Source organism: Ferruginibacter paludis (genome assembly GCF_030409685.1).
GTDB classification, from domain to species: Bacteria; Bacteroidota; Bacteroidia; order Chitinophagales; family Chitinophagaceae; genus Ferruginibacter; species Ferruginibacter paludis.
Genome location: NZ_JAUFQJ010000007.1, coordinates 397,899 through 413,460 on the forward strand (window position 1 = coordinate 397,899; position 15,562 = coordinate 413,460).

Consider the following 15,562-nt stretch of genomic DNA (forward strand, 5'->3'; position numbering starts at 1 on the left):
ATTCTGTTATCATGTTTCAACCAGAATGCTATGAATTCTTAAGCCTTCATTCCATAACTTATAGATTTTGGAGTTGAAAAATTATCCATTATCAATTAGAAAATTATCAATTCCCGTTAGGGATAATTTCATTAATGAAAAAGACTTGTATCATTATTGTCGGCCCAACCGCTGTGGGTAAAACGGCAATGGCAGTTCAACTGGCACAGCATTTTTCTACTGAAATTATTTCTGCAGATAGTCGCCAGTGCTTTAAAGAGTTGAACATCGGTGTGGCCAAACCTTCGGCGCAGGAACTGGCTTTGGTAAAGCATTACTTCATCAGTTCTCATTCCATCCATGAAACCGTTAACACTGCGGTATTTGAACAATATGCGCTTGCAAAGGCAAAAAAGATTTTTGAAAAAAATGATATTGCCGTAATGGTTGGTGGCACCGGTTTATACGTAAAAACATTTGCGCATGGTATTGATGAAGTACCTGTGATCAAGCCATCTGTACGGGAGCAAATTATTGCAGATTACGAATGGGAAGGACTGGAATGGCTGCAAAAAGAAGTTGAAAAGAAAGATCCGCTGTATTTTGAAAAAGGCGAAATAAAAAATCCCCAGCGTTTAATGAGGGCATTGGAAGTGAAGTTGTCAACCGGCAAATCGATTATTGAATTTCAGACGCAGCAGTCAAAGAAAAGAGATTTTAATATCATTACCATCGGGCTGGAAATACCCCGCGAAGAGTTGGTTAAAAGAATCAACTGCAGGGTAGATGCAATGATGAAACAAGGCCTGCTGGATGAAGTGAAAAAAATGATGCCATTCAAGGATTTAAATGCCTTGCAGACAGTTGGCTACAGAGAATTAATTGGACACCTGATTGGAGATCTTTCGCTGGAAGATGCTGTAGAGGCCATTAAAATAAATACCCGCCAGTACGCAAAACGCCAGATGACCTGGTTTAAAAAAGATACGACCGTTCAATGGTGTAAACCTGCTGCCGATGATGTACTGCCTCGAATAAATAACTTGCTTAAATAATTCAGTAGAAATCTGACTACACTTTAATTATCCCGTTCTCACACTTCTCGAACTTTCATTACAGTAATTTTCCGCCTTAATATCTGATGAAAAATGGGTAAGGCGATATAAATAGCAATTGCCCACTCCTGTATGCTACAGTTACAAATGAATAACTCCAAACTGTTCTTATATTTTCTTTTACAGATCAGCCATCTAGTCGCATTTACACAAAGCAGGCAATTACATTTTGAACATATTGGAAGAGCCCGGGGAATTTCGCAGGACAATATACTTTGTATAACGCAGGGCAGTCGCGGATTTATGTCGTTTGGCAGTTGGGAAGGATTAAATAAATGATGGCTATAAAACGACTGTTTATAAAAACGATCCAAATGATCCTGCCAGTATCAGTAACAATTATATCGATGGCATTGGTCACTGCGTACAACAGCCGGGTTCGTTGAACTAATTCAAAGGCAGTACGGAGGCTGGATGGACGGCGGGCCGGCATTCGAAAAAACAAAGAACTTGAATAGTATGCATGCGTTGCATCACACGATTTACAGCCACCCTGCGGACTACTGTTGGGTTTATGGGGTTGCTGCAGACGCAGACAACGGAAAATTGTATGAAAAAGCAGATAAATACCTTAATTTTATCGCCGGCGCGGTGGGAAGAATACGAATTTTGATAACAGATTTATTGGATTTTTAAGAATTAGCTCGAAACAAAATGTGGAAAAGTAGATTTTAATGTGATCCGCAAAAATGCTTTAGCTGATATTATGGAACCCCAACTCAGGCAGATGTCACTATTAAGCATCAACATTGCCGGTTATTGACGGATATTCTACAGCGATTAAATTGCTGTTTCAGAACCGGTTGGTAAATGCAATAAAACTAAGAAAAAGATATAGGACCGCTTATAAAAATTACTGTTGAAAAAGAAAAGATTTCTGGAAATTTGCATTCATTAGGAATGGTATCGGCGTTGAAAGGAATATGGTGAAAAGATACCAGACATTTTCATCGGCTGAACGTGCGTTGTACCAGGGAGCAGGTATTGGATCAACTCACTGTAAAAACATTGTTGAGTTGCACGGCGGAAAAATCTGGATGGAATCCGTACCCGGAGAAGCGAGGACATTTTTGTTTACTATACCCGAAAAAACAGAGTTTAATGGAGAAAAAACTGAGCTGCATCCTGGTTATTGATGATGATGAGCCCACTAACTTTATAAGTACAATGTTGATTGAAGAAGCGGAATGTACCCATCACCTGGAGATAGCAGATAGCGGAATGAAAGCATTAAATTATCTTAAAAAAGCAACAGAAGAAGTTGGCTCAAAGGGCGACTTTATTCCTCCTGATCTTGTTTTTCTTGACATCAACATGCCGCGTATGAATGGATGGGAATTTTTAACCGAGTTTAGAAAGATAAGCAATGGCCACGCACTCAAGCCAGTCATCATTATGCTTACAACCTCCCTCAATCCCGACGATAAGCAACGGGCAGAAAATATTCCGGAGATAGCCGATTTTGAAAATAAACCGCTTACAAAAGAAATGATAGAAAGGATAATCAGGAAGTATTTTAAGGCCGCATAATATTAACTGAGCAATAATATAGCTATCCTCCGGCAGTGGTTAAGCGGGCATTCTTATACAAACAGCTACTAAATTAAGTGGGCGTCTTTGTCCGGCATCAGTCTGACGATGCTAAAATTTTATTCCAACACTTGCTACAATATTGCCACGATTATTTTTTACACTTGCAAACGTGTTGCTTTTATCCTGTAACCTGTACGGAAAATTTACATCCTTATTAAGTGCATAGACATAAGTGAGGTCAATAAAAAAGCCTTTATTTCTATAACCAACACCTCCGCTTATCAGCATCCTGTTGGCCTTTAAAGCGGGGTCTTTATAAGGGTTGGTATAATAGGCAAATCCAAGCCGGGCCATAATTACATTAAATTTCAATTCGCCACCGGCACGAAAATTAAAAGCGCCTTTGTATTCACTTCTTATCACTTTATTTAGAGCGGTATAATATTCGGCTTCTCCTGCAGCAGGCGTTTGATTGGCACTGTAAAACGAAGAAGCGCTATGACGAACATATTCAATATCTGCGGTAATAAAACCCTTTTGTTCTTTTACATTTTCCACTCCTCTTAACACGTAGCTGCCACTCACCATCGCCTTCCAGGGAGTAAGTAAAGTATAATTGCTTTCACCCGGAACATTGTTGGTAAATATTTCTGACGACACAGATCTAACGCCTTTATAATTTTCAGTATTTACTTCAAGATCTACGTTGCGCTTATCTTTTAAGGTAAATATATAACTGGGCGTGTGCACGGCAAAACCCAGCCGTAGAAATTCAGATGGCTTAAAAATGATGCCCAATTTTAAATTTAATCCGACGCCTTTGGTTGAAAAATGATCCGTGTAATTAAAATATCCAAAATTGTTATTTGCATCAGATGAAGTATCAGTTTCCCTAAAGGTTGATGTACTGTTATAATTTATAATGGGGATGCCAACGCTACCTCCTATCAAAAGTTTATCATTTTTATTTACAGCATACCCCAGTGCCACTTCATACATGCCACCACTGGTTTGTAATGTATTTTGCTGAAAGAGCGCCTTACCATCAGCCAGTAAAAACTCCGGCTGGGTTTTTACCCTGTTGCCGCTAAATGTATCTACCAGGTACGTATACAATGCGGGGGCAGCGCCATAAGCATATTGGGGGTCATTGAGTACGTCCTCCACAGAGCCATTGCTTAAACCTTTAACCGCCTGCTCTGCAAACTGTTCACTGAATGAACTGTAATTGTTGTACCCGGAATATTGAACCGTATTGTTGTAATTAGCCGTTTGCGTAACTGCCAGGCTGAATGCTTTGCTTGTGTTGGGTTTATACCTGTCACCGGTTCCAAACACAAAGCCAATCGGTCCACCCAAAAAATTGAAATTGTTTTTACTACTTTTTAATTTAGTATCCCTGAAATTTACATTATTGCTGTTCAGGAAAAACCCCGGTGTAAAAACAAACTCGCCTGTTTTGTAATTTCCTAAACCTGCCGGGTTCACAAAGTTAGCAGTTATATCTCCGCCCAATGAACCCATAGCTCCACCAATAGCGAGGTTACGGGCAGTACCATTCTGAGGATAAAACGAATACCTTAATACATCTTCCGGAATCTGTGCATACAAACCATAACCTGTTAACAATAGCGATAGGAGTAGATATTTTTTCATGGCATAATTATTTTAGTATGCTGGTGGTAAAGCCGGCAAAAATATGTTTTAACGCAAGTCGTATTGCGATATTAATTAGGTCTTGTAATTCTTCCTCCACCCCCGCCGGATGAACTGCTGCCAGATGATGAACTGCTGCTGCTGGCAGGTGGAGGCGTGTAGGTTCTTTCTGTCGTCGTAGTGGTTCTGTTGGTGGTATTATTGTAGCTGTTGTTACTGTTTGCCGGTGCAAGTACTTTGTTTAAAACATTGCCCAAAGCACTCGTTCTTGCATTGGTATTGTTATAACTTCTAACAGGCACGTTGTTGGGAACCGCAAACGAAGCATTGTTATTATTATAATGATGCGTATAGCCGTTAAGGTTAGTTACTCTTGGTGTTGTGTTTTTTATCGAACTTGCTGGTGTAATGTAAACCGGGTAAGGGCTATAGTACGGATTGTAATAATAATTACTGTATAAATCACTGTAGTAGGGGCTGTAAAAATTGCCATAATTATTGGAATAGCCGCCATAATTGTTGTAATAACCATGCCGGTTATAAGAGCTGTAATTATCGTAGTATGAGTACGGACTGTAAGCATAATCATTATTCAAGTATCTCCACCTGTAATCATTGATACCCATCAGGATCACCCTGTCTTCGCCGCTATAATTGTAAACAGGTTCTTCGGCGGGAGGGCGTTTAGCTACGGCAACCGCTTCACCATAATTACGGGCAGGAGAATAATAAACATCATCTGGTGTTTGGCCGGATTTATACATAGTAGTGCAACTGCTGAAGGCAGCGGCAGAAACAGCTAAAAGTAAAAGTTTCGTTTTCATGATAATTTGTTTAAAATTATTGTAAAGTGAAGTTACTATTTTTGTGCGGTTTATTAACAACAAAGGAAACAGTAACCTCTCAAATGGCAATATAAATATAATGCAACATTGTGGCATTGCGCTGTTAAATATGTGCTAAAAGAAAATGATTATGGTTTATATATAAGTTGTGTTGTTTCAGTGGATAAGAAGGTCTTTTCAACTTTTTTCTTAGGATTAAAATAATAATTTACAATAAATGAGCAAAGAAATTACAAGCAGGGAAGAGGATTATTCTCAATGGTACAATGATTTGATATTAAAAGGTGGACTGGCGGATTACAGTGCTGTCCGGGGCTGTATGGTGATCAAGCCCTACGGCTATGCTATATGGGAAAATATGCGGGATCAGCTGGATAAGATGTTTAAGGATACTGGCCACGAAAATGCTTACTTTCCGCTGTTTGTTCCCAAAAGTTTATTTGAGGCAGAAGAAAAAAACGCAGAAGGATTTGCTAAAGAATGTGCGGTTGTAACCCATTACAGGTTGAAAACCGATCCGGATAATAAGGGGAAGCTAATTGTTGATCCGGAGGCAAAGCTGGATGAGGAACTGGTGGTAAGACCAACCAGTGAAGCAATTATTTGGAACACTTACAAAGGATGGATTCAATCTTACCGCGATTTGCCATTGCTGATCAATCAGTGGGCTAATGTGGTAAGATGGGAAATGCGTACCCGTTTGTTTTTACGCACAGCAGAATTTTTGTGGCAGGAGGGGCATACGGCGCACGCAACCAGGGATGAAGCAGTGGATGAAACAGTGCAGATGCTGAATGTATACGCCACCTTTGCAGAAGAGTTTATGGCGATGCCGGTAATCAAAGGCATTAAATCTGCCAATGAACGGTTTGCAGGTGCTGAAGATACTTATTGTATTGAAGCCCTGATGCAGGACGGTAAGGCATTACAGGCAGGAACTTCTCATTTTTTAGGGCAAAACTTTGCGAAAGCTTTTGACGTAAAATTTGCTGATAAAGAAAACAAACTTGATTATGTTTGGGCGACCAGCTGGGGAGTAAGCACCCGCCTGATTGGCGCCCTTGTAATGGCGCACAGTGATGACCAGGGACTGGTTTTGCCACCCAAATTAGCCCCTATACAAGTAGTGATTGTACCAATTTTTAAAGGAGCAGAACAAAAAAATCTGATTGACGATAAGGTAAAAGTATTGCAGCAGCAATTGAAAGCTGCCGGAATAAAAGTTAAATATGATGATAATGACAACAACCGGCCTGGATGGAAATTTGCTGAATATGAAATGAAGGGCGTACCAGTTCGCATTGCAATCGGGGCCAGGGACATTGCCAGCAATGTTGTTGAAGTTGCAAGAAGGGATACAAAAGAAAAGGCTAGCATGAGCATTGACGGGCTGGCTGAAAATATCATTAAATTATTAGCGGACATTCAATCTGCAATCTATAATAAGGCCAAAGGTTTCAGGGATGAACACATTACCAATGCGGATAACTGGGATGAGTTTATTCAGCTGCTGGATACAAAGACAGGATTTATAGCGGCTCACTGGGATGGAACGCCCGAAACAGAAGAAAAAATAAAGGAACTTACAAAAGCTACCATCCGCTGTATTCCCCTGGATAACAAAATGGAAGATGGTAAATGTATTTTAACGGGTAATAAAAGCAGCCAGCGGGTTTTATTTGCGAGAGCGTATTAAAGCAAGGAACAGCCATTGTTATGCAGGCACTGAAATTTTCAGTGCCTGTTGTTTTACTGCCTGTGAAAGTTTAAATTAGTAGCCATTTTAACCCCCATTTATGGATACTGAACACAACCTGCTGGAGAACGAATTAATGATTGACAATATATCCCAAAGCCACCTGAAAGAAACGGCGATGTGGACTAAATTTTTAGCCATTACCGGTTTTTTTTTAAGTGTACTGATTGCAGTTGGTGCGATTATTATCGGCAATATATTTAACAGTTTGTCTACCCTGCCCGGAGGTAAGCCAATGGCAGTAATGGCCGGGTGGATGATTACACTAATTTATCTTTTTGTAGCAGCTATCGCGTTTTTTATGTCTTTATTCCTTTTTAAATTTAGTGTAAAAATGCAAATTGCCCTGAAGGCGAACGACCAGGAAACATTGAATGTATCATTTTTAAATCTTAAAAATTTTTACCGTTTTGCAGGAATCGTTACCATTCTATACCTTGTTATTTTGTTGCTGGCTTTAATAGGCGGCATTATTGCGGCAATGCTCGGACGTTGACAATATCGTCGTCATACAAACAATACCAAAATTCCGGCACTGTACATGCCGGAATTTTTATGTCTTTTATTTAGTAGAAACTGCGAATTATTCAACGATTGCTTTTGCGGTATACACTCCTTCAGGCAGGTGAACTACTATGGTGTAAATCCCCCTGGCAATGCCTTTCAATGCCAATTGATAGATGCCCGAAGATGCGTTGACTTTATTTTTCTGTACTATTTTTTGACCGAGAGTATTGATCAATTCAACACTAGCCTCGTTACCTGTTCCTGATATAAAAAGATTGAGAACATCTTTTGCAGGATTAGGGCTAATGGTTAAAGCAACCGCTGCGGATGGATTAATACGTGCATTGCGAATGATGGAGTACTGCTGTTGGTTATCCATATCCACCTGCCGTACTCGGTAATAGTATAAAATACCGGGCTGAACATAATGATCAGTATAGGCATACTTCGACAAAATTGAGGTGGTGCTGTTGCCCTTTACCCAGCCTATCTGCTTAAAATTGGTCCCATCCAAACTTCTCTCAACCATAAATCCCAGGTTATTAATTTCCAGTTCGGTAGTCCAGGATAAAGCAATGTCTTTTTGCCTTGGTGTGGCCACAAAGTTGTTTAGTGTTACCGGTAACGCAGTGGCAGGAGATACCAGCATAAACTGGGAAAAGCCGGTGAAATTGCCGGTGTATGTAATGTAACCCGCTGCTGCGTCTTCAAAAACAACAGGGGCTATCAATTCGGCATTACTTGCGTTTAAAGTAGAGTTGAGGTCAACACCATCTTTAACTTTCAAAATTTTCAGGTTGAGTTTCCCTGCCCCCCAGGCGGCCAGTTCGGCTTCGGTGAAATAAAAAGTGGCCTGGTAAGTAGTGGTAGTATTGGCTACGGCCGGGCTTACCTGGAAAACTTTTTGCGTGCGTACAAAAGCACCGCCTGTTGTTACCAAACCGGTTGTTCCACTGCCTGCCTGCGTTATTTGTGCCGTAACATCCGTAAGGTTTGTACTGGTGTTCTTTATAAACACAATGGCATTGCCATTGGTACTTTTAAAATTATTGGAAGCAGTACCACTTCTTATATTGAAACCATAACTGCTGCTAACACTAGTTTCAATAGGGTATGGCGTAGCCGTTACTTTTACATCATCTACTAAAAACGGAGGATTATTGCCCGTATTGTCATCATTAATCCATCTGAAGCCAATGGTAAATGAGGTGTCTACCAAAGCGGGTGGTAATACAATATTGCCGGAACCTGTGGCGGCCGTATCTCCCTGGAAAGTGTAGACGTTGCCAGCCCCATCGCTTAAGGGAAAAAAGGAGGCGTTGTTATAAGAGTACATCAGCAGGCCATAATCATAAGTGCCATTGGAATCTGCTTCGCCGTTACATTTGTAAGTAAATGACAAAGCAGAACTGCTGTACCCTGTGGCATGGATTAGCGGCGAGATGGCGACTGCATCTGAAGTGGAATCTGGCGAGTAAGCCAACGGTTTCAGCACTTTATCATTGGTAACATACAGCGCCTGGCCGGTAATGCCTGCGCCTCCATTTGATCCTACCTTCCACGTATTAAAGCCCGCAGGTGATTTAAATGAACCAGCCAGCCAGCCCGCAGGAGTTGTTCCGCCGGAACTACCGAAATCTTCATTTAGCAGTGCGACTACATTGCTGCCGTATTGTTGGTTATCATCATCTTTGATGGTAATGGTAATCGATTGCGCACTGCTTCCGGAGGAAACACCGGTACCGCTTGTGATGCTGTATCCAACAACAATTGTTTTATCGCCGTCTATTTCTGCATTATCAAAAATCCTGATTTTAATATCTTTAAAATTATCGCCTGAAGCAAAAGTTGAGGTGGGGGTTAGCAGCTGGTAATGAAAATTATTCAGGGCGGTGCCGGCGGTTGTTATAGTCACTGTTGCAGGTCCGGTTGCCTTGTCTTCAACATTTAGCGTCAGGTCTACATCCCTGTATCTCGGGTAACTCGTAGTAATACCAGTTTCTGTAATTTTTTGCGCACCTGAACAATTGATAAAAGACACTTTATTGCTTGCAGTAACGGTTACAGCACCGGCGGGCGAAGTAGCGAGCGTTACCCGTCTCGGACTATTAAGCATCACTGTTTGCATTCTGTCTGCCTGGTTACTGGTGAAGGTATTTAAAACGATATCGTCACTGTAGTCCATATAATTTTCGAACATCTCATCGGCCGTGCCGCAACTGTTACTTTTCGGGTGAGTTGGTACGCCACTGTTGCTGGTAAAATGCACCGGTGTATCGCCACAAAAATCATTGCCACAGTTGGCATCACCCCAAATATGCCTCAAGCCAAAAAAGTGGCCGCTTTCGTGCGTTAAGGTTTTACCCAGCCCATAACCGCCGCATCCCTTCGGTAAAAAAGTGCTGCCAATGGTGCCAGTCTGCACTACTACTCCCGCTGTAATATTAGTTTCGCTACTGGATATGCCAGCCAAGCCGGAGCTTACAGGAAAAGTAGAGTAGCCGAGCAAAGTGGATGAACTGTTAACTATGCTTGGTATAACCCATACATTAAAATACTTATCAGGAGGCCATACAGTGGCGGATTTTACAATAGTATCAATATAGCCGGCTGTCCAGCCCGCAACCGCATAATCTGTCCAACCTTTCAATGAGCTGTTAACACGTTGTATCCCGGGTTCCGTGAGCGGACTGCCCAATGTATCATTCTTCGCCAGCACAAACTGAATGCCCGTGGTAGCGGCTGCCGCATACTGACTGTTTGAAAGATTGGCAAAATCTTTATTTAGTTGTAACACCTGTTCGTTGATGGCGGTTGCGCCAATGTCATCAGCGTTGCCTTTACTTATGATGTGAAAGATGATGGGAATGGTATAATTGATAACCTGTGCCCGCTGCGCTTTTCTATCCCGTATTTTTTTGTTTAGCCAGCGTTCAAACTGAGCATCGGTTTCAGCGTTGGGATGTTTTTTTCTAAACTCATTAATTACTTCAGTTGTATAACAACGAACTATTTTCTTCTCAATACCTGGTGGCTGCAGCCGCTGTGCAGCAGTTTCTTTACAGGGGGTAAGTAAAAAAAATGCCACAGCCAGTTTGTAAAAACGGTTCATAAATTTTCAGTTGTCAGGTAAAAAATGAATTGCAGGCAAGTTACTGCTATTGGCAAAAAAAGAAGCTATTTTACAGTTGAAATCTTACTATTCTTTAGTAGATAAATAGTTATAATCTTCCAGTATTTTTTCTAAAAAATCATTGGCGTACATGTCGGTGGACACTTTAAGCACCGTTTGCACCTTCATAGCAACGCGGTTACACATATCGTACTGATTTGTTTTTGCAGTCTGCCTTAGCACATTTTTTATTGTATTGATATCCCGGTCGCTCAGCCGCATTACTTCAGGAAATTTTACGGAGTAATTTGCGTGATTGATTTCCATAAAAATAGTATCATCCACCGTTAGGGCCGTGTGGGTATTTACCACTACAGTTCCGGCTACAATATCGCCCAGCCGCTGACTTTTGGGCGAGACGCCGATTATAACTATGGAGGTTAATCCTCCGATAAAAAGCCATACCAATCCTGTAAAAGGGTTTAACCAAAAAAGTGTAAAAATGATGAATCCCCATTCGTAAAAGCGTAAAAACCATCTTAGCAGGTATTGACTTAATTCTGGTTCTCCTCCATCCAGGCTAACCACTTTTATCTTCATCAGTTTTTTTCCTGCACTTTGCCCGTTTAACAAAATTTCACTTACAGGGCTATAAAAAATGGTCGGAATAACCAGTACAATCATGGCGAGACCAATACCACCTTCGCCAATTCTGAAACCGCCGAAGAGTAAATAAAGCATACTGAACATGTACAATATCAGCAGAAAAAAATCAACGAGGTAGGCCAGGATGCGTTTATGAAATTCAGCAATTTCAAATTCAATATCAATGTTAAATGGCGTAGCTATTTGTATTACGGACATGTTACAAATTACCTATTTAAGTTTACATACAAAAAAATATCCTAAAAAATCAGCTCTGATATTTCAGCGAATCCGGTTGGATGGTTTTCGCATCTTTTTAAATGAATGGCAGCCGGCTTTAACAATAATTATTTTTATAACATAATTTCTTACTTTTATCAAATGCGTGAAGGAATGTTTATAAAGAAGAACGTAGATAAATGGAATACCTATCAGCGTTCTAAAACCGATGACCCCGATGAAACCGCCGAGCGTTTTATTACACTCGTGGATGATCTTTCCTACGCAAAAACATTTTATCCCAACAGCAAACTTACCCGCTGGATCAATGGCATTGCTGCCGGCATTTACCAAAGTATTTATCAGAATAAGAAGGAAAAGTATAACCGCATTTTTACGTTCTGGAAATTTGAATTGCCATTGCTGTTTAAAAAATACCACCGGACACTACTGTTTACGTTTGTGATTTTTTTACTGTTTGTTTTGATTGGCGTCTTCGGTTCTATTAAAGATGAATCATTTATCCGTGGCGTATTGTCAGATGGTTATGTAGACGCTACTGAAGACAATATTGCTAAAGGAGATCCTTTCGGGGTTTATAAGAGTGATAACCCCTTTACCATGTTTGTTTATATTGCGATGAACAATAGTTTTGTTGCTTTAATGATGGTGGCAGGCGGCCTCTGTGCGGGTGTTGTTACGTTGTATATGATGTGGCAAAATGGTTTAATGCTGGGCTGTTTTCAATACATGTTTTTTGCAAAGGGGCTTGGCTTAAAATCGGTGATGGTGATTTGGGTACATGGTACGCTGGAAATACTTGCGTTTGTGATCGCTTCTACAGCCGGTTTTATTATAGCGCAGGGCATTCTTTTTCCGGGCACCTATTCAAGAAAAAATTCTTTTAAAACTGCGGTAAAGGATGCCCTGAAAATTATGATCATTCTGGTACCGGTTTTTATTGTCGCCGCCTTTTTTGAAAGTTATGTAACACATTTAATGAGCAATACATTTGACAAAGAGAACAATATAGGTTTGCCGGTATGGGGTAGTGGCATTATTTTATTCTTGTCGTTGTCGTTTATTCTCTGGTACTTTGTACTTTACCCTATTCGCCTGCATAACAAGAACAATGCACTTCAACAAAATGATTTTAATAAAATGACTTTAGGCCAACATGAAGTGCAGTAAATTTTTAACCTCTTTTTTGCTGATTGTTTTTTGCTGTTTTAAAGTGGCGGCTCAGGACAGTGAATATGTTTACAGAGATTCAGCTTCATTGACTACAGATTCCATAGTGACGAGGTCGATGAAGATTGATACAAAAAATAGTCAAGTTCCTGATACCAATTCAGATTCCCTGTTGTACGATCGCCAGCTAGCTGCCGCGGCAGATTCTGCTGAAGCGTTAAAAAATGCATCTTCTTTCAGCTACGCTAAAAACTTAGACAGCTTATTGATAGCCTTGCAGAAAAAGCGACAGACATCTGAACCAGTAGCGGTGCATAGTACTTCATGGCTGGAAAAATTTTTCTTTTCACCAATTGTAAAAGTATTTTTCTGGACACTGGCGGTGCTTTTTGTTGGCTTTGTTTTGCATAAACTTTTTTTTACCGAAGGTTTTTTTCAGCGTAATTCTTACACAAGTAAAGTCACGGCAATTATTGAAAAGCCGGAAGAAAATTTTGCAGCGGCCGATTATTCCAAACTAATCAATGAAGCAATAGCTGATAAAAATTACCGGATGGCTGTTCGCTGCAATTACCTGCAAACACTGCAAAAGCTGGCGATTAAAGACGTCATTACATTTGCCCCGGCTAAAACAAATTCGCAGTATATCCGTGAAGTTTTTAACCAGCCTTACAAAAACGAATTTGCAGCACTAACGTTGCAATATGAATATGCCTGGTATGGGGGGTTTGAACTGGACGAAATATTGTTTGGCAGAATTCAAAATAATTTTAAACAGTTTAACAGCCAGCTTTAAGTATTGAGAATAGCAGTTTTATATTGTACCCTTTTTGCAGCACTCACCTGGTCTGTGAGCTCCTGCACGCCCGACAAAAAAACGCTGCCCAATCTGAAAGAAACATTTTCAAAAAAAGATAAAAATCCTTTTGGCGGGTATATTGCTTTTAACCAGTTGCAACAGGTATTTTACCATAATAATTTTTATGTACAAAAGCAAAGTTTTGAAGCTTCCTGGCAGGACATAACAGATACAGCAGCCCTTTATATTTCGGTAAGCAAAAATTTATACCTGTCTGAAGCCGCCCAAAAAGCTATGCTGAATTATGTAAGCAATGGCAATACGTTATTTATAAGCAGTGAAAACATTGACAGCACTTTAATGGATAGCCTGGGTTGTAAAGTAGCACACTCGCTGGTTAAGATGGATTACCTGGAAAACATGCGCTACACTGCTGTAAGAATGGATTCCGGCTCTTATTATAACATTGTGCCATATACCTATTTTTATTATCCCTTCACGAATCATTTTGCCCGATACGATTCAACAGTCACCAATGTATTGGGCACAAATGAAAAGGGCGAAGCAAATTATGTTGAGATTTTCTATGGCCGTGGCCGCGTTTACCTGCATTGTGAGCCAAGGGCACTTAGCAACTATTTTTTATTGCAGAAGCAAAATTATTTTTACCTGCAAAATCTTTTCACTTTTGTTAGCAGAACACCGGATCATATTTACTGGGACGACTACTATAATAAAAGAAACCGGCCCTCTGCTAAAGACAGTAAAAATGCATTTCAGTTGTTGCTGCAGTATCCGGCAACGGCTGGTGCATTCTGGCTTGTATTATCTCTATTGCTGCTCTATATTTTATTTGGAGGAAAGCGTCGCCAGCGAATAGTTGAAGCAATACCGCCCAATGTTAATACCACGGTAGCCTTTACTGAAACAATCGGTCGCCTGTACCTGCAAAAAAGAGATAACCACAATATTGCAGCAAAGATGATCATGTATTTCCAGGAGCATATCCGCAAACAATATTTTTTAAATACCAGTCATGTGACCGATGATTTTATAACCAGCCTTAGCAGGAAAAGTGATGTGCCGAAAGAAACAACTGAAGGGCTTTTTAAACTGATCAGCGAGTTGCAGGAAGCGCCAGAAATAAGCGATGAACAATTATTATTATTAAACAGGAAAATCGATATTTTTTATAAAAAAAATCAATAATGGAAGAAGAAGTGTTTCAGCAGCGGACCGATCTTTCTGCACTTAACCAGCAAATGCAGAATATTCGCAACGAGATAGGAAAAGTAATTGTAGGCCAGTATAAAATGTTAGATCTGCTGATGATTGGTTTGTTGTGCGACGGGCATATTTTAATAGAAGGCGTACCCGGAGTTGCAAAAACCCTTACTGCAAAACTGATGGCAAAAATCATCGATGTGGATTTTAGCCGCATACAGTTTACACCCGACCTGATGCCGAGTGACGTGGTTGGTACGTCCGTTTTTAATCCGAAGGAAGGGGATTTTTATTTTAAGCCGGGGCCCGTTTTTAGTAATATTATTTTGATTGATGAAATCAACAGGGCTCCTGCCAAAACACAGGCAGCATTGTTTGAGGTAATGGAAGAAAGGCAAGTAACCGTCGATGGGGTAACACACGAAATGCGTTTCCCCTTTATCATCATGGCAACACAAAACCCGGTGGAGCAGGAGGGCACTTATCGTTTGCCGGAAGCACAGCTGGACAGGTTTATTTTTAAAATAGACGTACAATACCCTAACCTCCACGAAGAGATTGGCATACTTAATAACCAGCATGGCAATACGCAACTGGAGTTGCTTGGCCAGGTAAATAAAATAGTTTCTGTAAAAGAAATTCATGAATACCGGGCGCTTATCCAATCTATTGTGGTTGAGCCGAGGCTGATAGAATTTATTGCCAGGATTGTGATTGAAACCCGTAACAATCCTGCATTATACCTTGGTGCATCGCCACGGGCCTCATTGGCAATTTTAAGGGCTTCAAAGGCAAGTGCTGCCATTAAAGGAAGAGATTTTGTAACACCGGAGGATATTGTGGAGATGGCTTCGCCGGTTTTAAGGCACCGTATTATTCTTACACCTGAAAAAGAAATGGAAGGTGTAACCGCAGATGATTTGATTGAAAATATGCTGAAATCAATTGAGGTTCCAAGATAAAAATGGATTAGGCTTACGC

At 40.5% G+C, this 15,562-nt stretch carries 12 protein-coding genes and 1 pseudogene; 9 read left to right on the forward strand and 4 right to left on the reverse strand.

Annotated elements, in window-relative coordinates; all coding sequences use genetic code 11:
- The first annotated feature begins 134 nt into the window (after positions 1-134).
- The 3 genes and pseudogenes from miaA (at position 135) to QWZ08_RS15090 (ending at position 2,624) form a co-directional block, all read left to right on the forward strand.
- Positions 135-1,034 carry a tRNA (adenosine(37)-N6)-dimethylallyltransferase MiaA gene (miaA, locus tag QWZ08_RS15085; protein WP_290338292.1) on the forward strand — a complete coding sequence of 300 codons (900 nt, stop codon included), beginning with the start codon at positions 135-137 and terminating at the stop codon, positions 1,032-1,034.
- A gap of 947 nt (positions 1,035-1,981) precedes the next feature.
- A pseudogene (locus QWZ08_RS28220) lies at positions 1,982-2,230 on the forward strand (ATP-binding protein); the annotation flags it as partial.
- Positions 2,196-2,624, forward strand: a complete 429-nt coding sequence (locus QWZ08_RS15090) for a response regulator (RefSeq protein ID WP_290338293.1) — start codon at positions 2,196-2,198, stop codon at positions 2,622-2,624. The pseudogene QWZ08_RS28220 and the gene QWZ08_RS15090, both read left to right, overlap by 35 nt.
- A gap of 111 nt (positions 2,625-2,735) precedes the next feature.
- On the opposite strand, the gene QWZ08_RS15095 is transcribed toward QWZ08_RS15090, so the two are convergent.
- Positions 2,736-4,283: an OmpP1/FadL family transporter gene (locus QWZ08_RS15095; protein WP_290338294.1), complete on the reverse strand. Its 1,548-nt coding sequence runs from the start codon at positions 4,281-4,283 to the stop codon at positions 2,736-2,738.
- Positions 4,284-4,354: 71 nt separating this feature from the next.
- Entirely contained in the window at positions 4,355-5,107 is a 753-nt protein-coding gene (locus QWZ08_RS15100; protein WP_290338295.1) for a hypothetical protein, read from the reverse strand.
- Positions 5,108-5,345: 238 nt separating this feature from the next.
- On the opposite strand from QWZ08_RS15100, the gene proS reads away from it, so the two are divergent.
- Together proS and QWZ08_RS15110 are read left to right on the forward strand one after the other, a co-directional pair.
- On the forward strand, positions 5,346-6,824 hold the full coding sequence (gene proS / locus QWZ08_RS15105) for a proline--tRNA ligase (protein ID WP_290338296.1): 1,479 nt from the start codon (positions 5,346-5,348) through the stop codon (positions 6,822-6,824).
- Positions 6,825-6,924: 100 nt separating this feature from the next.
- A complete protein-coding gene (locus QWZ08_RS15110; protein ID WP_290338297.1) occupies positions 6,925-7,380 on the forward strand; it encodes a hypothetical protein in 456 nt (151 codons plus the stop codon).
- Between the two features lie 87 nt (positions 7,381-7,467).
- Here the strand turns inward: QWZ08_RS15110 and QWZ08_RS15115 are convergent, their stop codons facing one another.
- A complete protein-coding gene (locus QWZ08_RS15115) occupies positions 7,468-10,503 on the reverse strand; it encodes a M43 family zinc metalloprotease (RefSeq protein WP_290338298.1) in 3,036 nt (1,011 codons plus the stop codon).
- A gap of 87 nt (positions 10,504-10,590) precedes the next feature.
- Positions 10,591-11,367: an RDD family protein gene (locus QWZ08_RS15120; protein ID WP_290338299.1), complete on the reverse strand. Its 777-nt coding sequence runs from the start codon at positions 11,365-11,367 to the stop codon at positions 10,591-10,593.
- Positions 11,368-11,529: 162 nt separating this feature from the next.
- On the opposite strand from QWZ08_RS15120, the gene QWZ08_RS15125 reads away from it, so the two are divergent.
- Genes QWZ08_RS15125 through QWZ08_RS15140 form a run of 4 tightly spaced genes read left to right on the forward strand, consistent with a single transcriptional unit; the run spans position 11,530 to position 15,543 of the window.
- Positions 11,530-12,558 (forward strand): stage II sporulation protein M, encoded by a 1,029-nt coding sequence (locus QWZ08_RS15125; RefSeq protein WP_290338300.1) that lies wholly within the window; start codon positions 11,530-11,532, stop codon positions 12,556-12,558.
- Entirely contained in the window at positions 12,545-13,354 is an 810-nt protein-coding gene (locus tag QWZ08_RS15130) for a DUF4129 domain-containing protein (RefSeq protein WP_290338301.1), read from the forward strand. Before QWZ08_RS15125 ends, QWZ08_RS15130 begins: the two co-directional genes overlap by 14 nt.
- Before the next feature lie 3 nt (positions 13,355-13,357).
- On the forward strand, positions 13,358-14,566 hold the full coding sequence (locus tag QWZ08_RS15135) for a DUF4350 domain-containing protein (protein ID WP_290338302.1): 1,209 nt from the start codon (positions 13,358-13,360) through the stop codon (positions 14,564-14,566).
- Positions 14,566-15,543, forward strand: a complete 978-nt coding sequence (locus QWZ08_RS15140) for an AAA family ATPase (protein ID WP_290338303.1) — start codon at positions 14,566-14,568, stop codon at positions 15,541-15,543. Before QWZ08_RS15135 ends, QWZ08_RS15140 begins: the two co-directional genes overlap by 1 nt.
- Positions 15,544-15,562 lie beyond the last annotated feature (19 nt).